Source organism: Streptomyces sp. NPDC005483, assembly GCF_040606035.1.
Classification (GTDB): domain Bacteria; phylum Actinomycetota; class Actinomycetes; order Streptomycetales; family Streptomycetaceae; genus Streptomyces.
Map to the genome: position 1 here is coordinate 1 of NZ_JBEXEA010000041.1, position 24,886 is coordinate 24,886.

The window sequence follows — 24,886 nt, forward strand, 5'->3', positions numbered from 1 at the left end:
CTCCAGCGCCATCCCGAACTCATCGACAGTTGCCTCACCGAGACCGGACTGACCCTCACCGCAGACCATCCGAAGCCAATCCGAAAAGGTCAGTAATGGGTCGGGGGTGCGTGTGGGTTGGCGGCTGCGGGTGCGTTGTGGCTGGTCGCGCAGTTCCTCGCGCCCCTAGGTAGTTCACCTGACCGGTGTGGAGAGGAGAGCCTCGTGGATTTCGGGTTTGCCGCTGAGGATGAGGCGTTTCGGGGGGAAGCCCGGGAATGGCTCGCAGGTCATGTCGATGGTTCCCAGGACCGCCGTGCCTGGGAACGGACCCTCGGGAAGTCCGGGTGGATCGGGCTGGGTTGGGGAGAGTCCGGATACGGGAATCGGACGGCCACGCTCACCCAGCAAGTCGCCTGGGCCGAGGAGTACGCGCGGTCCGGGGCGCCGGCGCGGTCCGGGCACATCGGGGAGAAGCTGCTCGCGCCGACTCTCCTCGCACACGGCAGCGACGAGCAGAAGGCGCGGTTCCTGCCTCCCGTCGCCGCCGGGGAGGAGCTGTGGTGCCAGGGGTACAGCGAACCCGGGGCGGGGTCCGACCTGGCGGGTGTGCGGACCAGGGCCGTGCGTGCCGAGGACGGGGCGTACCGGATCAGCGGGCAGAAGATCTGGACGTCCCTCGCGCATGAGGCGGACTGGTGTTTCGTCCTCGCCCGGACCGATCCGGAGTCCCGTCGGCATCACGGGCTGAGCTTTCTCCTCGTGCCGATGGACCAGCCGGGGCGCGTCGAGGTGCGGCCCATCCGGCAGCTGACCGGGACCAGTGAGTTCAACGAGGTCTTCTTCGACGGGGCACACGCGCGTGCGGAGCATGTCGTCGGGGGCGAGGGGCAGGGCTGGCGGGTGGCGATGAGCCTGCTGGGGTTCGAGCGCGGGGTGTCCACGCTGGCCCAACAGGTGGGGTTCGCCCAGGAGTTGACCCGGGTGGTGCAGGCCGCCGTACGGACGGGCGTGGCCGCCGATCCGGTCGTACGCGCTCTGCTCGTGCGGCAGTGGGCCGAGCTGCTGACCATGCGGTGGAACGCCCTGCGGACGCTGGGCGGTTCGGGGGACGCCGGAGCCCCCAGTGTGGCCAAGCTGCTGTGGGCGGGCTGGCACCAGCGGCTCGGCGAACTGGCGATGCTCGTGCGCGGGGCGGAGGCCACGGTCGGGCCCCGGGAATGGGGCTCCTCCACGCCGTACGAACTCGACGAGCTTCAGCATCTGTTCCTGTTCGCACGGGCCGACACCATCTACGGCGGCTCGGACCAGGTCCAGCGCACCATCATCGCCGAGCGCGTGCTCGGTCTGCCCAGGGAACCCAAGGGGGTCGTCTGATGCGCGGCGTGCTGTTCGACGGGAGGCAGGTTCAGGTCGTCGACGATCTGGAGGTGCGGGATCCGGGGCCGGGCGAGGTGCGGGTCGCGATCGCGGCGGCCGGGCTGTGCCACAGCGACCTGTCCGTGGTGGACGGGACCATTCCGTTCCCGGTCCCGGTGGTGCTGGGTCATGAGGGCGCGGGTGTGGTGGAGGCGGTGGGGGAGGGGGTCACGCACGTCGGGTCCGGTGACCACGTGGCGCTGTCCACGCTCGCCAACTGCGGTGCCTGCGCCGACTGCGACCGGGGTCGGCCGACCATGTGCCGCACGGCCATCGGACGGCCCCAGCGACCGTTCTCGCGGGGCGGTGAGCGGGTGTTCCAGTTCGCGTGCAACTCCGCCTTCGCTGAACGGACCGTGGTGAAGGCCGTGCAGGCGGTCCGGATCCCGAAGGACATCCCGCTGTCGTCCGCCGCCCTCATCGGGTGCGGGGTGCTGACCGGGGTGGGAGCCGTGCTCAACCGGGCCCGGGTCGGCCTTGGGGAGAGCGTGCTGGTCATCGGGACCGGGGGGATCGGGCTCAACGTCATCCAGGGGGCGCGGATCGCGGGGGCGTCGCGGATCGTGGCGGTGGACGCCAACCCGGCGAAGGAGGCGGTGGCCCGCCAGTTCGGGGCCACGGACTTCCTGACCTCGACCGAGGGGGTACGGGAACTGCTGCCGCACGGGGTGGACCACGCCTTCGAGTGCGTGGGCCGCGTGGAGCTGATCCGCCAGGCGATCGACCTGCTCGACCGGCACGGCCAGGCGGTGCTGCTCGGGGTGCCGCCGTCGGGGGCCGAGGGCTCCTTCCTGGTCTCCTCGCTCTACCTGGACAAGTCGATCCTGGGCTGCCGCTACGGCTCCTCGCGACCGCAGCGGGACATCCCGCTGTACGCGGACCTCTACCGGCAGGGCCGGCTCCTCCTCGACGAACTGGTCACGGAGACCTATCCGATCGAGGACTTCGAGAAGGCGGTGGCGGACGCGGAGGCGGGGCGGGTGGCGCGGGGAGTGCTGACCTTCTGACCAACGGGTCCGGTGCGGGGTTCTCCACAGGCCCTGGAAAACCCTGGGGGCGTTGTCGGTGCCGGGCCCTAGCTTCGACGCATGACTTACCGTGACGTCGTCTCCCCACAGGTCCTGGTCTGGGCCTGCACGTCCGTCGGCGCCCGTATGCCGGTGGCGATGGCTCCGCTGGCCCTCGTCTTCCTGGTGCGCGAGAGACCGGGAGGGTATGTGCTCGGGGCGGTGCTCGCGGCGGCCTATGTGATCGGTGAGATCGTCGGCGCCCCCGTGCTCGGGATGCGATTGCGCCCCGAGCGACCCCGGCCCCAGCTGGCGGTTGGGCTCGCGGCCGGCGCGGCCGGGTTCGCGGGCCTCGGGTTGCTGCCCGAAGCGAACTCCCTGCTCTTGGGCGGGTTCGCGGTCATCGCCGGGGCCGCCCCTGCCGCCGCGACCGGCGGGCTGCGGGCACTGCTCACCGGGCTGGTCCCGGAGCAAGCCGTGGCACAGGCACTGTCCACCGAGTCGATGCTCAACTCCGTCATCTGGGCCGTCTCCCCGGCCGCCGTCACCGGTCTCGCCCTCCAAGTCGCGCCGCGCGTGCCGCTGTTGTTCGCCGCCGCGCTGATGTCGGCGTCGGTGGCGGGGCTGTGGCTGCTCCCGGCCGGCTGGAAGGTGGACGACCCGGGCGGCGGGGCGTGGGACAGCAGGTCGTTGCCCCGCCTGTTGCTCGCCGCCTGGCCGGTGTACGTCACGGGCGCGGCCAGCCTCAGCCTGCTGGGCCTCGCCGAACTCGTCCTGCCCGCCCTGCTCGAACAGCGGGGCATCGGCGTCGGCTGGTCAGGACCGCTGCTGACCGGTCTGGCCGTGGGCGGCGGACTCGGGGCGTTCCTCTACGGCCTGCGCACCTGGCCCGGTTCGCTGCGCACCCGCAGTGCCGTGCTGATGTGCGGCACCTCGGTGTGCGTCACCCTCATAGCGCTCGCACCGAACATCGCCGCGATCGCGGCCGCGCTCGCCGTGGGCGGCCTGCTCCAATCGGGCGCGCTGCTCACCCGCAACCTCGCCCTGCGTGAGGCGCTTCCGCCCTGTGCCCTGGCCGCCGGCTACTCCGTGATGTACGCGGCGGCGGGCGCGGGCTACGCGGCCACGGGCTCGCTCGCCGGAGCCCTGCTCAAGGTGACGGTGCCGTCCGACGCCGTCCTGGCTGGAGTGGTGCTGACCCTTGCGCTGACGGGGCTCGGCTGGTGGGGGGAGGAGCGCCGGGCGGGGAGCTCAGTGCGGGGCGCCGGCGTCGTCGTAGCGCCTGGAGGTGACGCCGAGGCTCCCGTGCCCGATCCCGGACCCGGCCCGGAACGTACGCCGGTACGCGGTCGGGGTGACGCCGAGGGTCGACTGTAGGTGCTGGCGCATCGACTGGGCGGTGCCGAAGCCGGCGTCGTGGGCGACCTGGTCGACGGAGAGGTCGGTGGACTCCAGGAGGTGCCGGGCGCGTTCCACGCGTTGCTGGGTGAGCCACTGGCCGGGGCTGACGCCGACCTCCTCGCGGAAGCGGCGGGTGAAGGTGCGCACGGACATGGCCTCCTGCTCGGCCATGTCCCGCAGCTGGATCGGCTCGTGGAGTCGGCCGAGCGCCCAGGCGCGGGCCGAGGTGGTGGTCGCCTGCTGGGGGTCGGGCACGGGCCGGTGGATGTACTGCGCCTGCCCGCCGTCGCGGTGCGGCGGTACGACGGTGCGGCGGGCCACGTCGGTGGCGACGGCGGTGCCGTGGTCCTGGCGCACCATGTGCAGGCACAGGTCGATGCCGGCGGCGACGCCCGCGGAGGTCAGGACGTCACCGTCGTCGATGAACAGCACGTCGGGGTCGACCTTGACCTGTGGGAAGAGCTCCTGGAGCCGCTCGGAGTCGGCCCAGTGCGTGGTGGCGGGGCGGCCGTCGAGGAGACCGGCGGCGGCCAGGACGTAGACGCCGGTGCAGATGGAGGCGAGCCGGGTGCCGGGGCGGATGTGGGCGAGGGCGGCGGCCAGTTCCTCGGTCAGCACGCCCTGGTCGAAGACCGGGCCCAACTCGTACGACGCCGGGACGATCACGGTGTCGGCGGTGGCCAGGGCCTCGGGGCCGTGCTCGACCTGGATGGCGAAGTCGGCGTCGGTCTGGACCGGGCCCGGCGGGCGGATCGAGCAGGTGATGACGTCGTACAGCAGGCGCCCCTCCGCGTCCCTGGGACGGCCGAAGATGCGGTGCGGGATGCCCAGCTCGAACGGGAGGACACCGTCCATGGCGAGGACGGCCACGCGGTGCGGGCGGAACCCCGGAGCACGCGATTCCGGATCACGACGGTCTGGGCTCATGGCCCGATCCTAACGAATGCTGTCCCTCGGGCCAATGGATCCGGAGCGGCGCAGGACCGAAGCTCTATGTCGTGACCCAGACAACCGCAGCCGCCGTCCAGGCGGCCCAGCCGGAAAAGCAGCCCGCACGCATCCACCGCGCCTGGTTCGTGGCCGCCGTCACCTTTGTGACGATCATCGGCGCGGCCGCCTTCCGCTCCCTGCCCGGCCTCCTCATCGACCCCCTGCACGACGACTTCGGCTGGTCGCGCGGCACCATCAGTGCGGCCGTCTCGGTCAACCTCGCCCTGTACGGTCTGACCGCGCCCTTCGCCGCGGCGCTCATGGACCGCTTCGGCATCCGACGGGTCGTCGCGGTCGCGCTCACCGTGATCGCGGTCGGCTCGGGCCTGACCGTGTGGATGACGGCCGCCTGGCAGCTGATGCTCTACTGGGGCCTGCTCGTCGGCCTCGGCAGCGGCTCCATGGCGCTGGCCTTCGCCGCGACCGTCACCAACCGCTGGTTCACCGAGCGGCGCGGCCTGGTCACCGGCATCCTCACCGCTGCCTCCGCCTCCGGCCAACTCATCTTCCTGCCGGTGCTGTCCTGGATGGTGGAGAAGCACGACTGGCGCCCGGCCGCGATCACGGTCGCCCTCGCCGCCCTCGCGGTCGTCCCCTTCGTCTGGCTGCTGCTGCGCGACCACCCGGCCGACGTGGGCCTGAAGCCGTACGGGGCAAAGGAGTTCGTGCCGAAGCCCGCTCCGGTGACGGGGGCGGCCCGCCGGGCGGTCACGGTGTTGCTGAAGGCCGCCCGCACCGGCCCCTTCTGGCTGCTCGCCGGCACCTTCGCGATCTGCGGCGCCTCCACCAACGGCCTGATCCAGACCCACTTCGTGCCCGCCGCCCACGACCACGGCATGCCCGTCACGGCCGCCGCCTCACTGCTCGCGGTCATCGGGGTCTTCGACGTCGTCGGCACGGTGGCCTCCGGCTGGTTCACCGACCGCTTCGAACCGCGCCGCCTGCTCGCCGTCTACTACGCCCTGCGCGGTATCTCGCTCCTCTTCCTCCCCATGCTGCTGGCGCCCTCGGTCCACCCGCCGATGCTCTTCTTCATCGTCTTCTACGGCCTCGACTGGGTCGCCACCGTCCCGCCCACCGTCGCCCTGTGCCGTGAGCAGTACGGCGAGGACAGCGCGATCGTCTTCGGCTGGGTGCTCGCCTCCCACCAGGTCGGCGCGGCGCTGATCGCCTTCCTCGGCGGCCTGGCACGGGACGTGTTCGGCACGTACGACATGGTCTGGTACGCGTCGGGCGCGCTGTGCGCGGCGGCGGCGCTGATGGCGCTGGTGATCCGGCGACGGCCCGCCCCGGTGCCCCTGGCGGCGGCCTAGAGGAACCGCGCCGCGGTCCCTACAGGAACCGCCCCTTGTGGAACAGCAGCGGAGCCTCGCCCTCGCCCGTCCCCAGCGCGTCCACCCGTCCCACCACGATCAGATGGTCCCCGCCGGTGTGCACCGCGTGGATCGTGCAGTCGATCCACGCCAGCGTGCCCGCGAGGCGCGGGGAGCCGGAGGCCGGGGCCGGGTCGTGGGGTACGCCCGCGAACTTGTCGGCGCCGCTCACCGCGAAGGCACGGCACAGCCCGCCCTGGTCGGCGCTCAGGACGTTCACGCAGAAGACGCCGGCCCGGGCGATGCGCGGCCAGGTCGTCGACGTACGGCCGACCATGAAGGCGACGAGCGGGGGGTCGAGGGAGAGCGAGGAGAAGGACTGGCAGGCGAAGCCGGCCGGCGGCGTGCCGGGGGCCGTGATCACCGTGACGCCGGTCGCGAAGTTGCCCAGCACCTGCCGGAACTCGGCCGGGTCGACCGGTGCCCGCTCGTCCTCGCGCACACACCGCAGCTCCGGGCGGGGCAACGCCTCCACGGCGAGGGCCTTCCCGGACCTGAGGTAGCGGACGGCCGCTTCCGCCGTCCCTGCTTGTCCCATCACACCCTCCATTGAAGCTGACGGTGTGTCAGATGGGAAGGGTTCGGGCAGACGTGCGAAAGGCCGCACGTACGCTGCGTCCATGCAGTGGGGGAACAAGCAGATCAACGAGGCCGCCGCGGTGTGCGCGGCGCAGTTCCCGGCGATCGGACTGATCTGGTGGATCAGGGGTCAGCTGGGCGACGACTACGCGTACGCGGGCGCCTACGGGGCCTTCGCCCTGTTCGCCCTGGCGTGCCTCCTCGCCGTGGCGCCGCTGGTCCTGCCGGTCCTCGGCCTCCTGCACGCGGCCGTCCAGGTGCTGCCGGCGGAGCTGCTCGCCCACCGGGCCGCCCGTCGCGCGCGGGGGCCCGTCTGGGCCTGGCACCTGGGGCTCACCGCGGCCCTCGGCGTGGCCTGGGCCGCGCTCGCCCTGCTGCTGTGGGACTGGCCGTTCAGCACCACCGCACCGCTCTTCGCGGCCCTCGGTCTGTTCCCGGTGCTCGGCCTCGGATGGCTGCGCAGAGGGGCCCGGGGTTTCTGGGGCATATGGCTGCCCGCGCTGTTCGCCTCCGTCGGCCTGTTCCTGCTGGTGTTCGTCGGCGGCGTGCTGGCCACGGTCGCGGGGATCGTCGAGGAGTACGAGCCTCCCGTCCTGTCCGCCGCCCAGGTCACCGGTGTGTGGCGGGGCGACGACGGCGCGGTCCTGAGTCTCGGCACGGGCGGCCGGGCCGAACTCACCGCCCTGCCCGCCGAGCCCGAGCCCGGGTCCGTCGACCCGAACGCCGAGTCGCCCTTCGCCGTGTGCGACGCCACCGGCACCTGGCGGCTCGACGACAAGGGCGGCCACGACCCCTACGCCAACGGCTCCGGGGGGCGCGCCGGTGTCGTCGTACGGCTCGACGGAGACTGCGGGCGGGAGACGTACTGGAGGATCGGCGGAACGGAGTCCGCGCCCGAGCTGTTCGTGCCGTTCGGGGACCCGGACGCGCCGGACGTGCGGATCCTGATCCGGGACTGAGCCCTCAACGGCCCCGGTACTCGGGGCTCCTGCGCTCCACGAAGCTCGCCACGCCCTCCCGCGCGTCCTCCGTCGTCATGTTGATCTCCTGCGCGGCGGCCTCCGCGGCGAAGGCGGTGGCGCGGTCGCTGTCCAGGGAGGCGTTCACGAGCTGCTTCGTCAGGGCGAGGGCGCGGGTCGGGCCGGTGGCGAGGCGCTCGGCCCACGCGCGGGCCGTTTTGGCCAGCTCCTCGTCGTCCACGACCCGGTTGACGAGACCCAGCCGTTCGGCCTCGCGCGCGGTGAGCGCGTCGCCGAAGAACATGAGTTCCTTCGCCCGCTGCGGGCCGATCAGACGGGGCAGGAGATAGGCACCGCCGCCGTCGGGGACCAGGCCCCGGCGTACGAACACCTCGATGAATCTCGCCGACTCGGCGGCCAGCACGAGATCGCAGGCGAGGGCGAGGTGCGCACCCAGACCGGCCGCCGTGCCGTTCACGGCGGCGATCACCGGTTTCTCGCAGTCGAGGACGGCCGCGACCAGACGCTGGGCGCCGAGGCGGATCGTACGGGCGACGTCACCGGGGGCCACCGTCCCGGGTGCGCCCCGCAGATCCGCACCCGCACAGAAGCCGCGCCCGGTTCCGGTGAGCACCACGGCCCGCACGTCCGGATCCGCGGACGCCTGCGTCAACAGCTCGATGACCAGGTCCCGTTGGGCGGGCGTGAGGGCGTTGAGGACCTCGGGTCTGTTGAGGGTGACGTACGAGACCTGTCCTTCGACGGTGTGCATCACCTCGCTCACCGGCACACCACCAACGCGTCCAGCGCCACCGCCCCCTGCCCTCGGGGCAGCACCATCAGCGGGTTGATGTCGAGTTCCGCGACATCGTCCCCGAGCTCCACCACCATGCGCTGCACGCGGAGGACGACCTCCACGAGCGCGTCGAGATCCGCGGCCGGCCGCCCCCTCACCCCGTCCAGCAGGGCCCGCCCGCGCAGGTCGTCCAGCATGTCCCGGGCCTGCTCCTCGCCGAAGGGCGGCACGCGTACGGCGGTGTCGCGCAGCACCTCGACCAGGACCCCGCCGAGCCCGACCGTCACCGTCGGCCCGAACAACTCGTCGTGCGCCGCCCCTACGACCATCTCGACGCCCCGCTCCACCATCTGGCAGACCAGGACGCCGTCCAGGGAGACGTCCTCGTAGCGGGCGATGTCGGTCAACTCGCGGTAGGCGTCCCGGACCTGGCTGGCGGAGGTCAGGCCGATCTTCACCAGGCCCAGCTCGGTCTTGTGGGCGATCCTCGCACCGGACGCCTTCATCACGACCGGGTAGCCCACCAGGCCGGCCGCGCGGACGGCCGCCGCCGCGCTGGTCACCAGCTGCTCGCGCGGCACCCGGATCCCGTACGCCCGCAGCAGTTGCTTCGCCGCGTGCTCGCTGAGCTGCTGGCCGGGGCGCATCAGGGCCTGGGCCTTGCGGAAGGAGGGCGAGGGGGTGCGCGGGGCCTCGTCGAAGGGGGAGCGGTAGCCGGTGACGAAGCGGTGGTGGTCCAGGTAGGCGCGGACCGCGGTGATGCAGTTGCCGACCGTGCGGAAGGTGGCCACCCGGGAGGAGCCGAGCAGGACCTCGCGGTAGGCCGGCTCGGTGCCGACCGGTGATCCCCACACCACGCACACCAGCTTGTCGGTCTGCTCGGCGGCGTCCACCAGGTCCTGGACCAGCCGGTCGCTCAGCGGCGGGAACGGCCCGGTGACCGGGCAGATCAGCACTCCGACCGAGGGGTCGGCGAGGATCGCGTCGATGATCTTCCGGCCGCGCTCGTCACCGACCGGGTGCCCGCCGTTGTCCACGGGGTTCGCGACGCTCAGGAACTCCGGTATCCACTGGTGCAGTTCGGCCTGCTTGGCCTCCGAGAAGGCGGGCAGCCTGAGGCCCGCCTCCGTCGCCAGGTCGGCGAAGTGGGCGCCGGTGCCGCCCGATATGGAGTACACGACCACACCCTCGGCGCGCGGGGGCCTCGCGCGGGCCAACAGGGCCGCGGTGTCCTGGAGTTCGTCGAGGCCGTCGACGCGGATCACACCGTACTGGCGCATGGCCGCGTCCACCACCGTGTCCGCGCCGGTGAGCTTGCCGGTGTGGGAGGCGGCCGTGCGGGCGCCGGTCTCGGTGCGGCCGACCTTGACCGCGACGACCGGCACCTTGCGGCGGGCGGCCCGGTCGGCGGCGAGCAGGAAGGAGCGGCCGTCCTTGAGGCCCTCCAGGTAGCAGGCGATGGCGCCGACCTCGGGACGCTCGGCGAACCAGGAGAGGAAGTCGGAGGTCTCCAGATCGGCCTCGTTGCCGGTGGGCGCCCAGTGGGTGAGGCGGATGCCGAGTTCCTGGAGGGCGAAGACCGGGCGGCCCTGGTGACCGGACTGGGTGATCAGGGCGATGCCCGGCCCCTCCAGGTCCTCACGGAACGACGAGAAGGCGTTCAGGTTGGTGTTGGGCCCCAGCAGCCGCATCCCGGACTCCGCCACGGCGGCCGCGAGACGCTCCTGGGCCGCCGCTCCCTCCTCGCCGGTCTCCGCGAACCCGGAGGCGAAGACGACCGCGAACTTCACCTTGGCCTCGGCCAGTTGCTCGATCAGCGGAAGAGGGTCGGCGACCAGCAGGACGGCGAGATCGACCTGCTCGGGCAGCTCGGCCACGGATGCCACACAGGGAACGCCGAAGACGGACGGGCGGGTCGGATGCACCGGATGCAGCCGGGCGCCGACCCGGTCCGCCCAGTCGGCCAACTGCCGGGTGACGCCGGTGTTCGGTCGGCCCTCGGTGTCCGAGGCACCGATCACGGCGACCGACTCCGGCCGGAAGAAGCGGTCCAGATCGGGGACGTCGGCATACAACGGCCGGCCGCCGACGTCGAGATCGTCGACCTCGGCCGGCCTGCCGTGAACGGCGGGCCCGGGTTGCTCGCCGCACGCGATGACCCGGGCCCGGCGGGAGTCGGTGGTGAGGGTGCCGTGGGTTGATCCAAGCATCGGTCCGCCCGCTCCTGTGTGACAGCACAAATAACTGACGTAGTGTCAGATTACAGAACTGACGGTGTGTCAGGAATGGTCGTGCACACAAAAACGAGCGGACCGACAGCGACCGGGTCGCGGCGTGGACCGGCCAGGACCGGGCCTACAGCACCGCCAGCACCTCCTTCGCCACCCGCTCGCCCGACCGCACCGCACCGTCCATGAAGCCCATCCAGTGGACCGACGTCTCCGTCCCGGCCCAGTGGATGCCGCCGACGGGGGCGCGCAGGGCGGGGCCGTACTGGGTGAGCACCCCGGGCGCGCCGATGGAGACGGGGCCGCCGCGGGTGTAGGCCTCGTTGTTCCAGCGTTGCAGGACGAAGGAGGTGGGGGAGGCCGCTTTCGAGCCGAAGTACGTCACGTAGTCCTTGAGGACGGCGGCCTTGACCTCCGCCTCGCTCGCCGCGTCGTACTTGCGGGCCTCGTCGGCCTCGATGAAGCCCATCAACGCGCCGTAGGAGGCGTCCGGCGGGGAGTTGTCGAAGGTCGAGCTGACGACGCCGGTGTCGCTGACGACCTGGCCGTTGAGGCCGTCGGCCCGCCAGAAGGGGGTGTCGTAGATCGCGATCGCCTTGCCGACGGAGGCCATCGGGAGGCGCTGGGTGAGCTGGTCGCGGGCGGCGGGCAGCAGTGGGTCGTAGGTGATGCGGGCCGCGAGCGGCGGGGGTACGGCGACGACGACCCGCTTGGCGGTGACGGTGACCCCGTCGGCCGTGACGACGTACTTCGCACCGGACTTGGCGATCGTGCGCACCGGGGCGTTCAGCACCACGCGGTCGCCCAGTGTGGCGGCGAGCTTGATCGGCACCAGCTGGGAGCCGCCGACGAAGCGCAGTTCCTGGGCGCCGCCCGCGGTCTCGGTGAGGCGTTCCAGGGTGCCGGGAGTGGTCTCATTGCCGGCGGCGGCGATGTAGAAGAGGACGAACAGCAGGGAGAGTTCCCGGGGTTCGGCCGAGAAGATCGACGTGCAGGCCACGTCGAGGAGGAACTTGGCCGACGGGATCACGGCGTTGGCGCGCAGCCAGGTCTCGAAGGTCTGCCGGTCCCACTCCTCGGCCTTGGCGGCGGTCCAGGGCGCGTCGACGGGGATCGTCTTGGCCATGTCGTCGAGGGATGCCTGGACGATGGCCGCGTTGGCGAGGCCCGCCGCGTCGATGGGCGGGACCGAACCGAGGAGGCCGTCGGTGGCGTAGGCGGTTTTCTTGCCGTCCTTGTAGAGGAGGTTGTTGCCGGTGTTGTAGGTGGCGAAGGTCTGCACGCCGAGCGAGTCCGCGAGGGCCTTGATGCGGTCCTGGGTGGGGCCGATGAACTCGCCGCCGCCCTCGGTGACACCGCCGTTGGCGAGGGACAGGTTGAGGACCCGGCCGCCGACGCGGTCCCGGGCCTCCAGGACGGCCACGGTCTTTCCGCCCGCGACCAGGTCACGGGCCGCGGTGAGCCCGGCGAGTCCGCCGCCGACGATCGCGACGTCCACGTCACGGGTGGCGGCGGAGGCGGGGGAGGCGGCGGTGCCGGTGAGGGTGACGGCCCCGGCCGCGGCGGCGGCACCGCCGAGCAGGGAGCGCCGGGAGAGGCGGGGGAGCGGGGGGAGCTGTCTTTCGCGTGCCACGTGCGTCCTCCGTGGTGGAGAGAGTGTGGAGCTAGAACATGAGAAGTGTTCACATTCTGGCCCTGTGCGACGGCACACGACAACGCTCCTGTCACATCTCTCACAGATGTAACAGGAGCGCTGGTGAAGGGAGTTGAGCCGCCTATGTCACCGGAAGACGGGAAAGCGACGCCGTGCCGCCCCGCTCGACGGACTTCTCGACGGCCTTCGCGATCTTCAGCGCGTCGATCGCCACCTCGCGGAAGGTGCCGCTGATCGGAGTGACGTAACCGCTGAAGAAGAGGCCTGGAGTGTCGGCGGGGCAGCGGGCGCCGTTGACGAGCGGTCTGCCGTGGGCGTCGAGGACGTCCAGGTGACCGACCAGCCCCTCCAGCGACCGCGCGTACCCGGTGGCCGCGATCACCGCGTCCGGCGTGACGCGGGTGCCGTCGGCGAGCAGGACCTTGCCGTCCTCGAACCCCTCGACGGCGGCCACGATCTCCACCCTGCCCTGGCGGATCGCGTCGATGAGCCCGACGTCCTGGACCGGGATGGCGCCCTCCTTGACCCGGCTGTAGAGACCGGTGTCGGGGCGGGGCAGGCCGTGCTGGGACAGGTCGGGCACGCTGAGCTTGGCCAGGGGCCGGGCCAGCCGGTCCACGAGGCCGACCGGCAGCCGTCGTACGAGGACGCCGGTGTACTGGGCGGCCCAGCCGGCGGTGGAGCGGCGGACGATGTGCGGGGCCGTGCGCACGGACAGCCGTACCCGCGAGGCGCCGCCCTCGACCAGGTCCACGGCGATCTCGGCGCCGGTGTTGCCGGCGCCGACGACGAGGACGTCACGGCCGGCGTACGGCTCGGGGTTGCGGTACTCGCCCGCGTGCAGGAGCTCGCCCTGGTACTCCTCGCGGCCCGGCCAGTCCGGCAGCAGCGGGGTGTGGTTGTAGCCGGTGGCGACGACCACCGCGGCGCCGGTCAGCTCGCGGCCCCCGGTGGCGTGCAGCAGCCAGCCGGTGCCGTCAGGGGTGCGCTCGACGCGCGAGACCTCGACGCCGGTGACGGTCTCCAGCTCGTGGAACTCGGCGTACTTCTCCAGATAGCGCACCACGTCGTCGCGGGCGACCCAGCGGCCGAAGCGGCGGGGCATCGGAAGCCCGGGCAGGGCTGACAGGCGGCGGGTGGTGTGCAAGTGGAGGCGGTCGTAGTGGCGCCGCCAGGACGCGCCGACCTGCTCGGACTTCTCCAGGACGACCGCGCGGACGCCCCGGGCCCGCAGCGCGTACGCGACGGAGAGTCCGGCCGGGCCGCCGCCGATGACGTACACGGGGCGATCGGGCTGGTCGGGGCGGTCTGCGGGGGCGGGGTCGGGTGCGGAGTCGGCCATGAGCGCGAGCGTAATCAGACAGCGCGTTGATGGGTCTCGGTCAAGACGGGAATTGGTTGCGGATCGATCACGCCTGTAGGAGAAGTGCGTGGGTCGCGTGACGTAGCCCACACGGAAAACGCCAGGGCGCCGGGTCCGCGTGCTGCGGTCCTCGACGCCCTGGCGGCGGCGGCCGGAAACTGACGGGAAACCGGGGCCGCGTCCGTGGGGGCTACTCCGCTGGGGGCTGCTCGGCCGGGGGTTACTCGGGCGGGGGCTACTTGGTCTTCTTGTGACCCGTGACCTTGGCGATCCAGGTGATGAAGTCGCCGGGGTCGGTGTTGGCGCCGTGGCCCTGGTCCCAGTAGTAGAGGTGGTTCACGTCGTCACCGAGGTTCTGGGCGGCGGCGGCCAGGTTCGCGGCGATCGTCAGCGAGGTGTCCGAGTCCTTCGTGCCGAGGCGGATCCACCAGTGCTTCGAACGCTTCCCGTTGGCCTTCTCGACCAGGTGGTACATCGGGTTCATCAGGTCGAGCTTCGCGGGGATATCGCTCGCGACGCGCTGGGTGGACAGGCCCGTGGTGTCGTTCTTGGCGCCGTACGCCGTGAAGTGCCGGGCCTCGGTGGTGTCCGCGCCGAACTCGTTGTTCTCGCCGGCGGACAGGTCCCAGGCATCGAAGGAGGGGGCGTTCTTCTTGCGGGCGCCGACGTGGGTGAGGAAGTCGGCCCAGGTGAAGCCGGCCTTGCCGTTCTTCCACGTGATGAAGGTGTTCGCGGCCAGGTAGGCCGTGCGGTCGGCGTCCGAGAGCGCGGCCAGGTAGGTGGTGGCGGACGGCTCCAGGTACTGCTTGACCAGGTAGTCGTCGTAGTTGCGGGCGGTGAGCGTCCCGAAGCCGGAGCCCTTCAGGCCGCGCAGCCGCAACTTCGCCTGGTACTCGGCGAACTGCGACCGGAGCTCCTTGGACACCGTCTGGTCGACCTGCTTGCCGGTGCTGAGGTCGTTGGTGCCCCAGCACCATTCGTAGGCGCCGTCGGCGTGCTCGAGGTCGATGATCGGGCACCAGGCGCCGGTCGCGAAGATCGCGTCGGAGGCGTCGGCCGCGCCGATCTCCTCGAGGTACTTGTCGTAGAGCGGGCTGTCGCCGGAGGCGCCGAGCAGGGAGGACAGGGCGCCGCCCGCGCTGGTGCCCGCGGAGACGATCCGCTCGACGTCGCCGGGGATGCGGCCCTTGTTGGCCCTCACGTACCGCACGGCGGCCTTGAGGTCGACGATCGCGGCGGGGGCGGTGCCGTAGTACTCGCCGGCGGAGTTCTTGAGGGTACGGCCGCGGGCGCCGGGCTCGACGACGACGTACCCGGCGGCCAGGGCCAGGAGCTGGTTGGTGTTCATGGCGCCGCCGGTGGCGTTGGTGTTGCCGTTGGCACCCGGCGCGGAGGCGGAGGCGCTCGCGGTGGGAGCGTCGCTCGCGGCCCCGCTCGGAGCGCCGCTCGGGGCGCCGCTCGGGGCGCCGCCGCCCGCCCCGCCGCCCATGCTCGCGCCTCCGATGCCGGTGGCGTCCGCCACGGAGGACGGCATGTAGCCGCCGACGGAGTTCGCGAACAGGATCGGGGCGTCGCTCGCGTCGACCGCGGTGCCGTCGATCTCGACCGGCACGCTGACGTTCAGCGACTGGTAGGTCGCGTCGACCGGCTTGGAGACGTAGGTGATCGCCTTCCAGAAGTGGTAGGTGACGGAGTGCTCGGTGCCCTCGGTGTCGGTGACGGTCGTCGTCAGCTTCGTGTAGGCGTCGGGGTCGAACACGAGGCTGTCGTCGCCGCTCCCGGTGGAGCCGGCGGTCGACGCGCTGGCGTTCAGGGCGATGCCTCCTACGGCCGCGACCCCGGCCGTGGCGCCGATGCCTATGACGACGTTCCTGCGCTTGATTGACCTGTGCTTCACGGTTGGCTCCCTCGGCGTTTTCGCTGGCGGGAACGAACGTAGCCGCATCTTCGACAAAATTGCCAACAATCTGGCGGCATTCACGGGGGACCCACAGCTTCTCAGGGGGTGCACAGGTTTCTCTCATGGATTCTCGCCGTGAACACGGTCTTCCCGCGCCCCGGGATCTGACGTACCGTCAGATTTCATGGACACGATCTGGCTGACCGGCGCCGAGTGGCTGGCCGTGCTGCGCATAGGCCTCGGGTTGTGGTGGCTGGAGAGCTGGCGGCACAAGGACAAGAGCACGTGGTTCGAGGGCGGCGGCATCACCTGGGCCGCGGACATCGCCGCCAAGCACCGCTGGACCCCGGTCCGCAGCGGCTTCGACGTCCTGGTCGCGCCCCGCCCCAAGACGATGGCGTACGTCGTCGCGTACGCCGAACTCGCCCTGGGTGCGGGCCTGATCCTCGGTTTCCTGACCCCCCTGGCCCTGGTCGGCGGCCTGCTCCTGAACGTCCTCTACTTCACCCTGATGATCCACGACTGGGCCGAGCAGGGGCAGAACTCCATGATGGCCCTCATCTCGCTCGTGGCCCTGTTCGCGATGTCCTGGCAGACCTGGTCGCTCGACGCCGTGCTGGGCTGGTTCTGATGGGCGCGAGGTACGACCTGCCGGAGGCCGACGCCTTCACGCAGACCTACTGGGACGCGGCGGCGCGGGGCGTGCTGCTGCTCAGACTCTGCGCGGCATGCGCCCAAGTCCACTACTACCCCCGCGAGTTCTGCCCGCGCTGCTGGAGCGAGGACGTCTCCTGGTCCCCGGCGAGCGGCCGGGCCACGCTCCACACCTGGTCCGTCGTCCACCGCAACGACCTCCCACCCTTCAAGGACCGCACCCCGTACGTCGCCGCCGTCGTCGATCTCGCCGAGGGGCCCCGGATGATGACGGAGATCGTGGACTGCGTGCACGAGGAGCTGCGGGGCGGGCTGGTTGTGGAGGCGGTGTTCCCGGAGGGGGTGCCGAAGTTCAGGCCCGTGGGGCCGCTTCGGGGGCTTGGGTGATGGTCGGGCGGCGTTCCGTCGGGCATGGCAGCGAGCTGGCGCCCTCCATCGGGCGGGCTGGACGTGGACGTGGTGTTCCCGGGCTGGGGTGGTGAAGTTCAGGCTCGTGGGTCGCTTCGGGGGCTTGGGTGACTGGTCGGGCGGCGTTCCGTCGTCCATGGCAGTGAGCTGGCGCCCTCCATCGGCCGGGGTGGACCCAGAAATGGGATTTTCGGACGGGGTGCCGAAATTCGGTCCGCGTGGGACGGTCCTGGCGGTTTGAATGGGTGGATGACCGACGTCGACGATCACCACCTCATACGCCCCTTCACTCCGCTGCACGGCCACGGCCTGCGCCTGTGCGCCTGGGACGCGGACTCCGACGCCCAGGTCCAGGACTGGCTGCGCGCCACCCTCGACCCCGAGTTCGGGCGCTGGAACACCCCCCTCACCCTGATCCACGACCTCGACGGTGCCCGTGATGCCATCCGCGGCAGGGCCGACCAGGCGGCGCAGGGCACGAGCGCGTCGTACCGGATCACGGACGAGTCGAGCGGTACGACCCTCGGGCATCTCGGCTTCAACATGATCGACCACGTCTTCCGCACCGCCCGCGTCGGCTACTGGGTACTCCCCGAGGCCCGCGGCCGGGGCGTCGCCACCCGCGCCCTCCGTCTCGCCGCCCACTGGGCCCTCACCGACCTCGGCCTGCACCGCCTGGAACTGGGCCACGCCCTCGGCCACGACGCCTCCTGCACCGTCGCCGAACGCAGCGGCTTCCGCTACGAGGGCACGCTGCGGGGCGCGATGTTCGAGGCGGGGCGGCATGACGCGTTCCGGGACATCCACCTGCACGCCCGGCTGGCGACGGATCCTGATCCGCAACTGGGCGAATTCCGTACCGCGTGAGCCGCGCGGCAGTGGTGTAGCACGGTGAGACACAGCGAGCTACGCGGGCCGTATGAAGACCATCACGCAGCGCGAGTTCCGGAACAACTCCGCCGCCGTCATGGACGCGGTCGAGGCCGGTGAGACGTACCACATCACACGCAACGGCATAGAGGTCGCCGAACTGCGTCCGCTGGCCCGTCGGCGCAGGCTGGGTGCCGACGAGCTCGTGGCCAAGCATCGGAACCTTCTGCGAGTGGACCACGCGCAGATGCGTGCCGAGGCGGACGAGTTCTTCGGGAGTGAGGATCGGGTGGAAGACGACCCGTGGGAGCGAGAGCGTGGCTGAACGGCACCAGGAGGGCGTTCTCGACACCCGCACTTATATCGATCTCGGCGTGATCAGCCCGCTGAGCCTCCCTGTCCTGTCGGAACTGACTGCCATCACGTTCGCGGAACTGCAGCAGGGGGTGGCCATGGCCAAGGATCCTGCCGTGCGCGCGGCGCGGATGGAAAAGCTGGGAGCTGCGGTCGCCGACTTCGAGCCTCTGCCGTTCGACGGGGATGCCGCGGCCAGGTACGGCACCACCTTGGTCGCACTGACCATCGCGGCCAACAGGGACCCTCGTCCGCGGCGTATGGATCTGATGATCGCGGCGATCGCCTCGGTGAGGGGTCTGCCGCTCTTCACTCGGAATGCCGGGAACTTCGAAGGGCTTGAGAGCGCCGTCCTCGTCGTCCCCGCCTGACCCGGCGGACGCCCTGCTTCGGTATGTCACGGCCACAGCAGCTGTTTGGCCCAACCTCCGTTCTTCCGCCAGTAGTTCAGCCGCACATGCCGCCTGCGCTCGTCCCCCTGGAAGAACTCCACCTCTTCGGGTACGAGCCGGTACAGCGTCCAGGACGGGACGGGCGCCGACGGTTCCCGCTGCGCCCGCTCCCACGCCTCCTCGGACGCCCGCGCCAACTCGTCGAGCGAGCCCAGGACTTCGCTCTGCCGGCCGGTGAGCGCGGCGGCCAGCGCCCCGGTCGAGCGGGCGTGGAGATCCGCGGCCGCCTCCCCGGAGGGCGCGGCGGTCACCGGCCCCCGCGCCCGCACCTGCCGGCCGAGGCTCGGCCAGTAGAAGCCGAGGGCGGCGTACGGCCGGTGCGCCAGGTGCCCGCCCTTGCGGCTGTGGGCGTGGCTCGCGAAGGCCCAGCCGTCCTCGTCCGCGCCGTGCAGCATCACGGTCCGAACGTCCGGCCGGCCCGCCGCGTCCGCCGTCGCGAGGGACATGGTGTGCGGCTCGGTCTGGCCGGCGGCCACCACCTCCGCGAACCAGGTGGTGAACAGCTCCAGCGGGGTCGCGGGCGCGGCGGCGGGGTCGAAGGAGGGCAGCGAGGTGACCTCCGGGTCCCACACCCGCAGTGACCTCAGCAGTTCGTGAAGATCCGTTGCCATGCCTCAGACGGTACCGAGGCAGCGACGGTGCGTCGCGCCTCTGGCCGAGCTAGACTTAGTCCATTGCTTAGTCCACCCGTCGCCCCGATCGTGAGGCAGTCATGGAAGCAGCCCGTCAGTACAACGTCCATGAAGCCAAGACGCACTTTTCGCGGATTCTCGAGCAGGTTGCGACCGGTGAGGAAATCGTGATCAGCAAGGCTGGGGAGCCGGTGGCCAAGGTGGTGCCGCTGCGCCCCAAGGTGAAGCGGACGGGCAGGGGCTCACTCCGGGGGCGGATCCACATCCCGGACGACTTCGATGAACTGCCCGAGGACATCGCCGACGCCTTCGGGATGCGCTGATGCGACTGCTGCTCGACACCCATGTCGTTCTGTGGTGGCTGGACGACTCCACTGAGCTGTCCGGTGAGGTCAAGGATCTGCTCGACACCGAACCCGCGGTGTACGTCAGTGCCGTATCACCGTGGGAGATCGCCATCAAACAGTCCCTCGGAAAACTGGAGGGCCCGGAGGACCTGGCCGAGCGGGTGCGCGACAGCCAGTTCACCGGCCTGCCCATCACGGCCGGGCACGGTGTGCGGGCGGGCCGGCTTCCGGCACATCACCAGGACCCCTTCGACCGGATACTGGTCGCTCAGGCGCAGATCGAGGGGATGACGCTGGTGACGCGGGACAAGTGGATCCCGCAGTACGACGTGCGGGTCATGCCCGTGTGAGGGGGCGACCCGCCTCGGCGCGGCGAGGGAGGCCGCCTCAGACGGTACCGAGGTCCGACGTCACCCACCGTTCGGGCCGCATCCGGACGATCACCTGTTCGCCGTGGTTCTTCGAGGCGAACTCCACGTACCGGTCCACCTTCTCGGCCGCCAGGTAGCGGGCGGAGATCTCCCGGAGGTCCTCGAGGGTGCCCGGCCGGGTGTCGACGACCGGCCCCTCCACCGACACGTACCGGATGGTGGGCTCGACGCGCTCGACCAGCAGGGAGAAGCGGCCGGCCGCCCGGATCAGCTCGTGCTTGCGGGAACCGGCGCCCGTCATGATCCAGATGTCGGCACCGGGCGCGTACTGGTACCAGATCGGCACGGCGAGCGGCGCGCGCCCCTCTCCCGCGTCAACCGCCAGCGCGGCGACATGCGGCTCGGCCAGGAACTGTTCACGTTGTGCGCGAGTCAGGGCCATACGGCGCAGGGTACTTGGGCCAGGGCGTGGGAGCCGCGAGGAGAGGGATTCGGGCGTGCCCTAACGCGCCAGCACCACCGTCCCCGACGAGCAGAACCAGCCGCCCGTCCCGGACGCCACCGCCAGCCCCGGCGCCGACCCGTCCCGGCGCCGCACCTGCCGCGCGCCCGCCTCTCCGCGCAGCTGCCGTACGGCCTCCACCAGCAGGAACAGCCCGCGCATGCCGGGGTGTTGGGCGGACAGTCCGCCACCGTCCGTGTTCACCGGCAGGTCCCCGCCCTCGACCCTCAGCCGGCCCTTCTCCACGAAGGAGCCGCCCTCGCCCTTCCCGCAGAATCCGAGGTCCTCCAGCGTCACCAGCGTCATGTAGGTGAACGCGTCGTAGATCTCGGCGAGTTCGATCTCCCCCGGGCTCACGCCCGCCCGTTCGAAGGCCAGCCGCCCGCTCACCGCGGCCGGGGACACCGTGAAGTCGGGCCACTCGGACATGCTGACGTGTGACACGTACTCCCCGGTGCCGAGCACCCAGACGGGAGCGGTACGGCAGTCCCGTACGTACTCCTCGGCCGCGAGCAGCACCGCCGCGCCGCCGTCGGAGCGGATGCAGCAGTGCAGCTTGGTGAAGGGGTCCGCGATCATCGGGCCTGACAGGACGTCGTCGACGCTGATGGGATCGCGGAACATCGCCTCGGGGTTGAGGGCGGCGTTCGCGCGAGCCTGTACCGCCACCTCCGCCAACTGCTCGATCGTCGTGCCGTGTTCGATCATGTGGCGGCGGGCCGCCATCGCGTACTTGGCGATCAGGGTGTGGCCGTACGGCACCTCGAACTGGAGCGGGCCGCGGGTGCCGAAGGAGAGGTTGCCGGTGCGGCGGCCGGCCTTGATGTCGGTCCGGGCCGTGGAGCCGTAGACCAGCAGGACCGCGTTCGCGTGTCCGGCGGCGATCGCGTCGGCCGCGTGGGCCGCCATGACCTCCCAGGTGGAGCCGCCCACCGAGGTCGAGTCGACCCAGGTGGGGCGCAGGCCCAGGTACTCGGCGATCTCGGCGGGGGCGAGGGTGCCGGTGCCGGCGGAGGCCAGGCCGTCGACCAGTTCGCGGTCCAGACCCGCGTCGGCGAGGGCGCGGCGGGCCGCCTGGGCGTGCAGGGCGTAGGGGGTCGTGCCGTCCACGCGACCGCAGTCGGCCAGGGCCACGCCGGTGATCGCGACTTTCCGGCTCCCGGGGGGCATGAGGGTCTCCTGCCTCTGGGCATCTGGTGCGGGCGCTCCTAATATGACGGACCGTCAGATCGGGAGGGAAGAGGAAGAGCCATGGACGCTCGCTTCACCGCCGAACAGGACGAGATCCGGGGTGCGTTGCGGGAACTGCTGCGGAGACGGTGTGGACCCGCGGAGTCGAGGAGCGCGGCCGGCACTCCGGCGGGATACGACCCGGCACTGTGGACGGCCCTCGCCGAACAGCTGGGGCTGCCGGGGCTGGCGCTCCCCGAGGAGTACGGCGGCGTGGGGTGCTCGGCGACGGAACTCGCGCTGGCCTGCGAGGAGACGGGGCGGGCACTGGCGGCCACGCCGTTGCTGGGCACGGCGGTCCTCGTGGCCCCCCTGGTACTGGCCCTGGGCACGGCTGCCCAACGCGCGGACCTGCTGCCACGCATCGCGTCGGGCGCCCTGACGGCGGCCCTCGCTGTACCACCGGGCACGGCCCTCGCCCTGACCGGCGACAACCGGGACGACTGGGCCGGAGGCGGACGTGCGGGCGGGGTGCAGGCCCGGCCGGCCGGTGGTGGGGGTGTTGTCGCCGGGCCGGGAGCCGCCTCAGTGACGGAGCGACCGGCCGCCGAACCGGCCCCGCCCGCCGACCGCTGGCGGCTCTACGGGCAGGTCGATCACGTCATCGACGGGCACAGCGCCGGTCTGCTCCTCGTCGCGGCCCATGCCGGAGGCTTCGCCCGGTCCCGGACGCTTCTCTTTCTCGTCCGCGGCGACGCCCCGGGGCTCCTCCGCACCCGGCAGACCGCCCTCGACGCCACTCGCCCCCAGGCCCGCGTCCAACTCCGGGACGTGGAAGCCGAACTGCTCGGCGCCGACGACGGGTCCGATGTGCTCGGGGCCCTTGCCCGCACGGGAGACACCGCCGCGGCCGTTCTCGCCTGCGAGGCCGTCGGGGCCGCCGACCGGGTGCTGGAGATGACCGTCGAGTACGTGAAGCAGCGGGAGCAGTTCGGGCGGCCGATCGGGTCCTTCCAGGCTGTCAAGCACCGGCTCGCCGATGTGTACGTTCAGCTCCAAGCGGCCCGTTCCGCGGCCTACTTCGCCGCCTGGGCCGCTGTCCATGACGAGCAGCGGGTCGGCGGGCTCGCCCTCGCCCAGGCCCTCGAGGCGCTGCGGACCGCAGCGGGCGAAGGCATCCAGCTGCACGGGGGCATCGGGTTCACCTGGGAGCATGAGGCGCAGCGGTACTTCAAGCGCGCCACCGCGGACGAGTTGCTGTTCGGGCCGGCGCACCGGTTGCGGGCGCACGCCGCCGACGCGGCACGGCTTTTCGAGCGGGCGGAGGTGACGGTGTGATCGGGGAACGGATCGTCCAGAGGGTGTCGTCCACACGCGGTTTCGCCAAGGTCGCGCCTCATGTCATCCCGGCCCTGGACCGGGCCGTGCACCGGATCACCCGGGGGAGGATCCTGCTCAGCGCGCAGATGCTGCCGGGGGTGGTGCTCACCTCGACAGGGGCGCGGAGTGGGCTGCCCCGGCGGACCCCGCTCGCCTGCATGCCCGAGGACGACGGCCGCACCTGGATCCTTGTCGGCTCCAACTTCGGCCGCGACGGCCACCCCGCCTGGACCGCCAACCTCATCGCCCACCCCGACGCCGAGGTCAGCTGGAAGGGCACGGACATCCCGGTCACGGCGACCCTGCTGACCGGGGAGGAGCGGGCGGGCGTATGGAAGACGGCGCTGGCGTTCTGGCCGCCGTACGCCACCTACCAGGCGCGGGTCGAGCGGGAGATCCGGCTCTTCAGGATCACCCGCAGGTGATGCCCGGACGCACGACAGGCGGCCGTCCACCCGTGTGAACGGCCGCCCGCCAGACAGGACTCGAAACAGGGACGCTACTTCGTCGGCTTCTTGCCCGTCACGCCCAGGTGCACCAACAGCGCCAGATTCGGCTTGAGTTCGGCCTGCTTGACCCCCCAGCTCTGGAAGCCCTTCTGATGCGAGGCCACCGCCGCGAGCATCGCGACGAGCGAACCGGCCACCGCGGCCGGGTTGACGTCCTTGTCGACCCTGCCCTTGGCCTGGAGCTCGGCGACGGCGTCCGAAAGGGAGTTGTTCACCGAGTTGAGGATCTTCATGCGGATCTTGTAGAAGCGCTTGTCGCCCTCGGCGGCCCCGAGGTCGACCACGCGCAGGATCGCGTCGTTCTTCCGCCAGAACTCCAGGAAACCGTCCACGAGTTCCTGCGCGGTCTGCCAGCCCGCCTTGCCGACCCACGACCGCCCTTCGAGCAGCCGCGTCAACTGGCCGCCCTCGGTGGCCATTTGCTCGGCGACCTCCAGGACGGCGCCCTCGACGTCCGGGAAGTACTGGTAGAAGGTCGCGGGCGACGTGCCCGCCTTCCGGGCGACATCGATGACTTTGACGTCCCGGTAAGGGGAGGAGCTGAGCATCTCGCTGAGGCAGTCGAGCAGCTTCTGCCGGGTCGCCTGCCCACGCCGGCCGGCCACGCGGCCGTCGACGGTACGCACTTGTCCTGTCATGTCGTCAGCTTACCGAGGGGTGATCGGAGCGCGATTCGGCCGACTGCAAATGGGGTGCACGAGGTCCGGGAGGCGGGTGTGCCTGGTCCTGCGGGGTGCGTGCGCCGCCGTTACTTTGACGGTATGGCCGAAAACAGGGCATCCGCAGACGGAACGGGATACGGCGAGGGCGTCCCCTGCTGGGTGGACGCGCAGCTGCCCGACGTGGCCGCCGGACGGCGGTTCTACGGTGAGCTCTTCGGGTGGACCTTCGAGGACGCCGACGAGGGTTCGGTGTGGGCCCACCACAAGGGCCGCCCCGTCGCCGCCCTCGCCCACAAGACGGACGGCCGGATGCCCACCGTGTGGACGGTCTACTTCGCCACCCCGGACATCGAGAACCTCGCCGACCGGATCTGGGCGGCCGGCGGACAGGTCGTCACCGCGCCCGTTCCGGTGGCGGACCTGGGTGTGTCCGCGCTGGTCACCGACCCGGAGGGGGCGGTCTTCGGTCTCTGGGAGCCGGGCCGCCACCCCGGCTTCGGTGTCCGGCACGAGCCCGGCACCTTCGCCTGGGCCGAGCTGTACGCGCGTGACACCGAGGCCGCCAACACCTTCTACGGCGGGCTCTTCCACGACGCCCTCTTCGGGCCCGAGGCGCACCCCGACTTCGGCCGAGCCCCCGTCTCGGACGTCTTCCCCGCCGAGATGCCGCCCCACTTCCTCGTGCACTTCGCCGTCGAGGACTGCGAGAGCGTGCTCGGGACGGTCAGCCGGCTCGGTGGGCGGGTCCAGGCGCCGCCATTCGAGACGTCGTACGGAAAAGTGGCCGTCGTCACCGACAATCAGGGGGCGTCGTTCGCCATTCTGGAGCGGTCGGAGCGATCGGAGCGGTAGAAGATTCCGCTTTGAGGCGAGACACCCCATTTGACCCCGGGTTCGCCACCAGGCCTCCGGCCAGGAAGAATCAGG

25 protein-coding genes and 1 pseudogene are annotated in these 24,886 nt (G+C 71.4%); 15 read left to right on the forward strand and 11 right to left on the reverse strand.

Features of this window, described 5'->3' with window-relative positions; genetic code table 11:
• Nucleotides 1–204: 204 nt before the first annotated feature.
• From ABZT06_RS42905 to ABZT06_RS42915, 3 genes and pseudogenes are all read left to right on the forward strand, one after another.
• Complete coding sequence (locus tag ABZT06_RS42905; protein ID WP_355753566.1) at nucleotides 205–1,356, forward strand: acyl-CoA dehydrogenase family protein; 1,152 nt, start codon at nucleotides 205–207, stop codon at nucleotides 1,354–1,356.
• On the forward strand, nucleotides 1,356–2,405 hold the full coding sequence (locus ABZT06_RS42910; RefSeq protein WP_355753568.1) for a Zn-dependent alcohol dehydrogenase: 1,050 nt from the start codon (nucleotides 1,356–1,358) through the stop codon (nucleotides 2,403–2,405). The genes ABZT06_RS42905 and ABZT06_RS42910 overlap by 1 nt, the downstream gene beginning before the upstream one ends.
• Before the next feature lie 81 nt (nucleotides 2,406–2,486).
• Nucleotides 2,487–3,644, forward strand: a pseudogene (locus tag ABZT06_RS42915) (MFS transporter); the annotation flags it as partial.
• Nucleotides 3,645–3,656: 12 nt separating this feature from the next.
• On the opposite strand, the gene ABZT06_RS42920 reads toward ABZT06_RS42915, so the two are convergent.
• A complete protein-coding gene (locus tag ABZT06_RS42920; RefSeq protein WP_355753571.1) occupies nucleotides 3,657–4,733 on the reverse strand; it encodes a helix-turn-helix domain-containing protein in 1,077 nt (358 codons plus the stop codon).
• Nucleotides 4,734–4,804: 71 nt separating this feature from the next.
• On the opposite strand from ABZT06_RS42920, the gene ABZT06_RS42925 reads away from it, so the two are divergent.
• Nucleotides 4,805–6,109: an MFS transporter gene (locus ABZT06_RS42925; RefSeq protein ID WP_355753573.1), complete on the forward strand. Its 1,305-nt coding sequence runs from the start codon at nucleotides 4,805–4,807 to the stop codon at nucleotides 6,107–6,109.
• A 19-nt stretch (nucleotides 6,110–6,128) separates the two neighbouring features.
• On the opposite strand, the gene ABZT06_RS42930 is transcribed toward ABZT06_RS42925, so the two are convergent.
• A complete protein-coding gene (locus ABZT06_RS42930) occupies nucleotides 6,129–6,707 on the reverse strand; it encodes a flavin reductase family protein (protein WP_355753575.1) in 579 nt (192 codons plus the stop codon).
• 82 nt (nucleotides 6,708–6,789) lie between these two features.
• Here ABZT06_RS42930 and ABZT06_RS42935 point away from each other — a divergent pair, with 82 nt between their 5' ends.
• Nucleotides 6,790–7,707 (forward strand): hypothetical protein, encoded by a 918-nt coding sequence (locus tag ABZT06_RS42935; protein WP_355753578.1) that lies wholly within the window; start codon nucleotides 6,790–6,792, stop codon nucleotides 7,705–7,707.
• A 4-nt stretch (nucleotides 7,708–7,711) separates the two neighbouring features.
• Here the strand turns inward: ABZT06_RS42935 and ABZT06_RS42940 are convergent, their stop codons facing one another.
• The 5 genes from ABZT06_RS42940 to ABZT06_RS42960 all read right to left on the reverse strand — a co-directional run bounded on the left by ABZT06_RS42940 (nucleotide 7,712) and on the right by ABZT06_RS42960 (nucleotide 15,645).
• Nucleotides 7,712–8,497, reverse strand: a complete 786-nt coding sequence (locus ABZT06_RS42940) for an enoyl-CoA hydratase-related protein (protein ID WP_355753580.1) — start codon at nucleotides 8,495–8,497, stop codon at nucleotides 7,712–7,714.
• A complete protein-coding gene (locus tag ABZT06_RS42945; protein ID WP_355753583.1) occupies nucleotides 8,488–10,713 on the reverse strand; it encodes an acetate--CoA ligase family protein in 2,226 nt (741 codons plus the stop codon). The genes ABZT06_RS42940 and ABZT06_RS42945 overlap by 10 nt, the downstream gene beginning before the upstream one ends.
• Before the next feature lie 145 nt (nucleotides 10,714–10,858).
• Nucleotides 10,859–12,364 (reverse strand): FAD-dependent oxidoreductase, encoded by a 1,506-nt coding sequence (locus ABZT06_RS42950; RefSeq protein WP_355753585.1) that lies wholly within the window; start codon nucleotides 12,362–12,364, stop codon nucleotides 10,859–10,861.
• Nucleotides 12,365–12,506: 142 nt separating this feature from the next.
• The gene (locus tag ABZT06_RS42955; RefSeq protein WP_355753587.1) at nucleotides 12,507–13,727 is read right to left on the reverse strand and encodes an NAD(P)/FAD-dependent oxidoreductase; all 1,221 of its coding nucleotides are present in this window, start codon (nucleotides 13,725–13,727) and stop codon (nucleotides 12,507–12,509) included.
• A gap of 256 nt (nucleotides 13,728–13,983) precedes the next feature.
• The gene (locus ABZT06_RS42960; protein WP_355753590.1) at nucleotides 13,984–15,645 is read right to left on the reverse strand and encodes a subtype B tannase; all 1,662 of its coding nucleotides are present in this window, start codon (nucleotides 15,643–15,645) and stop codon (nucleotides 13,984–13,986) included.
• 187 nt (nucleotides 15,646–15,832) lie between these two features.
• Between ABZT06_RS42960 and ABZT06_RS42965 the strand changes: the two genes are divergently transcribed.
• From ABZT06_RS42965 to ABZT06_RS42985, 5 genes are all read left to right on the forward strand, one after another.
• Entirely contained in the window at nucleotides 15,833–16,279 is a 447-nt protein-coding gene (locus ABZT06_RS42965) for a DoxX family membrane protein (protein WP_355753593.1), read from the forward strand.
• Nucleotides 16,279–16,689 (forward strand): OB-fold domain-containing protein, encoded by a 411-nt coding sequence (locus ABZT06_RS42970; protein ID WP_355753596.1) that lies wholly within the window; start codon nucleotides 16,279–16,281, stop codon nucleotides 16,687–16,689. Before ABZT06_RS42965 ends, ABZT06_RS42970 begins: the two co-directional genes overlap by 1 nt.
• Nucleotides 16,690–16,959: 270 nt before the next feature.
• Nucleotides 16,960–17,577, forward strand: coding sequence for a GNAT family N-acetyltransferase (locus ABZT06_RS42975; RefSeq protein WP_355753599.1), 618 nt, complete (start codon nucleotides 16,960–16,962; stop codon nucleotides 17,575–17,577).
• Nucleotides 17,578–17,629: 52 nt separating this feature from the next.
• Complete coding sequence (locus tag ABZT06_RS42980) at nucleotides 17,630–17,905, forward strand: type II toxin-antitoxin system prevent-host-death family antitoxin (RefSeq protein WP_355753601.1); 276 nt, start codon at nucleotides 17,630–17,632, stop codon at nucleotides 17,903–17,905.
• On the forward strand, nucleotides 17,898–18,305 hold the full coding sequence (locus ABZT06_RS42985) for a type II toxin-antitoxin system VapC family toxin (RefSeq protein ID WP_355753603.1): 408 nt from the start codon (nucleotides 17,898–17,900) through the stop codon (nucleotides 18,303–18,305). Before ABZT06_RS42980 ends, ABZT06_RS42985 begins: the two co-directional genes overlap by 8 nt.
• A gap of 26 nt (nucleotides 18,306–18,331) precedes the next feature.
• Here ABZT06_RS42985 and ABZT06_RS42990 read toward each other — a convergent pair whose 3' ends face one another.
• Nucleotides 18,332–18,997 carry a pyridoxal 5'-phosphate synthase gene (locus tag ABZT06_RS42990; RefSeq protein WP_355753605.1) on the reverse strand — a complete coding sequence of 222 codons (666 nt, stop codon included), beginning with the start codon at nucleotides 18,995–18,997 and terminating at the stop codon, nucleotides 18,332–18,334.
• A 101-nt stretch (nucleotides 18,998–19,098) separates the two neighbouring features.
• Here ABZT06_RS42990 and ABZT06_RS42995 point away from each other — a divergent pair, with 101 nt between their 5' ends.
• Both ABZT06_RS42995 and ABZT06_RS43000 read left to right on the forward strand, forming a co-directional pair.
• The gene (locus ABZT06_RS42995) at nucleotides 19,099–19,341 is read left to right on the forward strand and encodes a type II toxin-antitoxin system prevent-host-death family antitoxin (protein ID WP_355753607.1); all 243 of its coding nucleotides are present in this window, start codon (nucleotides 19,099–19,101) and stop codon (nucleotides 19,339–19,341) included.
• Entirely contained in the window at nucleotides 19,341–19,715 is a 375-nt protein-coding gene (locus ABZT06_RS43000) for a type II toxin-antitoxin system VapC family toxin (RefSeq protein ID WP_355753609.1), read from the forward strand. The genes ABZT06_RS42995 and ABZT06_RS43000 overlap by 1 nt, the downstream gene beginning before the upstream one ends.
• Before the next feature lie 37 nt (nucleotides 19,716–19,752).
• On the opposite strand, the gene ABZT06_RS43005 is transcribed toward ABZT06_RS43000, so the two are convergent.
• Together ABZT06_RS43005 and ABZT06_RS43010 are read right to left on the reverse strand one after the other, a co-directional pair.
• Nucleotides 19,753–20,178: a pyridoxamine 5'-phosphate oxidase family protein gene (locus ABZT06_RS43005; RefSeq protein WP_355753611.1), complete on the reverse strand. Its 426-nt coding sequence runs from the start codon at nucleotides 20,176–20,178 to the stop codon at nucleotides 19,753–19,755.
• A gap of 60 nt (nucleotides 20,179–20,238) precedes the next feature.
• Complete coding sequence (locus tag ABZT06_RS43010) at nucleotides 20,239–21,408, reverse strand: acetyl-CoA acetyltransferase (RefSeq protein WP_355753613.1); 1,170 nt, start codon at nucleotides 21,406–21,408, stop codon at nucleotides 20,239–20,241.
• 81 nt (nucleotides 21,409–21,489) lie between these two features.
• On the opposite strand from ABZT06_RS43010, the gene ABZT06_RS43015 reads away from it, so the two are divergent.
• Both ABZT06_RS43015 and ABZT06_RS43020 read left to right on the forward strand, forming a co-directional pair.
• Nucleotides 21,490–22,746, forward strand: coding sequence for an acyl-CoA dehydrogenase family protein (locus ABZT06_RS43015; protein ID WP_355753615.1), 1,257 nt, complete (start codon nucleotides 21,490–21,492; stop codon nucleotides 22,744–22,746).
• Entirely contained in the window at nucleotides 22,743–23,213 is a 471-nt protein-coding gene (locus tag ABZT06_RS43020; protein WP_355753618.1) for a nitroreductase/quinone reductase family protein, read from the forward strand. The genes ABZT06_RS43015 and ABZT06_RS43020 overlap by 4 nt, the downstream gene beginning before the upstream one ends.
• Nucleotides 23,214–23,287: 74 nt before the next feature.
• Here the strand turns inward: ABZT06_RS43020 and ABZT06_RS43025 are convergent, their stop codons facing one another.
• A complete protein-coding gene (locus ABZT06_RS43025; protein ID WP_355753621.1) occupies nucleotides 23,288–23,935 on the reverse strand; it encodes a TetR family transcriptional regulator in 648 nt (215 codons plus the stop codon).
• Nucleotides 23,936–24,058: 123 nt separating this feature from the next.
• Here ABZT06_RS43025 and ABZT06_RS43030 point away from each other — a divergent pair, with 123 nt between their 5' ends.
• Complete coding sequence (locus ABZT06_RS43030; protein WP_355753623.1) at nucleotides 24,059–24,811, forward strand: VOC family protein; 753 nt, start codon at nucleotides 24,059–24,061, stop codon at nucleotides 24,809–24,811.
• Nucleotides 24,812–24,886 lie beyond the last annotated feature (75 nt).

Coding starts and splice junctions, on each gene's coding strand:
- ABZT06_RS42910 (WP_355753568.1), top strand. CDS start 1,356: ATGCGCGGCGTGCTGTTCGACGGGAGGCAGGTTCAGGTCGTCGACGAT.
- ABZT06_RS43025 (WP_355753621.1), bottom strand. CDS start 23,935: ATGACAGGACAAGTGCGTACCGTCGACGGCCGCGTGGCCGGCCGGCGT.
- ABZT06_RS43030 (WP_355753623.1), top strand. CDS start 24,059: ATGGCCGAAAACAGGGCATCCGCAGACGGAACGGGATACGGCGAGGGC.
- ABZT06_RS42975 (WP_355753599.1), top strand. CDS start 16,960: ATGACCGACGTCGACGATCACCACCTCATACGCCCCTTCACTCCGCTG.
- ABZT06_RS42965 (WP_355753593.1), top strand. CDS start 15,833: ATGGACACGATCTGGCTGACCGGCGCCGAGTGGCTGGCCGTGCTGCGC.
- ABZT06_RS42980 (WP_355753601.1), top strand. CDS start 17,630: ATGAAGACCATCACGCAGCGCGAGTTCCGGAACAACTCCGCCGCCGTC.
- ABZT06_RS42935 (WP_355753578.1), top strand. CDS start 6,790: ATGCAGTGGGGGAACAAGCAGATCAACGAGGCCGCCGCGGTGTGCGCG.
- ABZT06_RS43000 (WP_355753609.1), top strand. CDS start 19,341: ATGCGACTGCTGCTCGACACCCATGTCGTTCTGTGGTGGCTGGACGAC.
- ABZT06_RS42955 (WP_355753587.1), bottom strand. CDS start 13,727: ATGGCCGACTCCGCACCCGACCCCGCCCCCGCAGACCGCCCCGACCAG.
- ABZT06_RS43015 (WP_355753615.1), top strand. CDS start 21,490: ATGGACGCTCGCTTCACCGCCGAACAGGACGAGATCCGGGGTGCGTTG.
- ABZT06_RS42990 (WP_355753605.1), bottom strand. CDS start 18,997: ATGGCAACGGATCTTCACGAACTGCTGAGGTCACTGCGGGTGTGGGAC.
- ABZT06_RS43010 (WP_355753613.1), bottom strand. CDS start 21,408: ATGCCCCCCGGGAGCCGGAAAGTCGCGATCACCGGCGTGGCCCTGGCC.
- ABZT06_RS43005 (WP_355753611.1), bottom strand. CDS start 20,178: ATGGCCCTGACTCGCGCACAACGTGAACAGTTCCTGGCCGAGCCGCAT.
- ABZT06_RS42920 (WP_355753571.1), bottom strand. CDS start 4,733: ATGAGCCCAGACCGTCGTGATCCGGAATCGCGTGCTCCGGGGTTCCGC.
- ABZT06_RS42995 (WP_355753607.1), top strand. CDS start 19,099: ATGGAAGCAGCCCGTCAGTACAACGTCCATGAAGCCAAGACGCACTTT.
- ABZT06_RS42970 (WP_355753596.1), top strand. CDS start 16,279: ATGGGCGCGAGGTACGACCTGCCGGAGGCCGACGCCTTCACGCAGACC.
- ABZT06_RS42945 (WP_355753583.1), bottom strand. CDS start 10,713: ATGCTTGGATCAACCCACGGCACCCTCACCACCGACTCCCGCCGGGCC.
- ABZT06_RS42930 (WP_355753575.1), bottom strand. CDS start 6,707: ATGGGACAAGCAGGGACGGCGGAAGCGGCCGTCCGCTACCTCAGGTCC.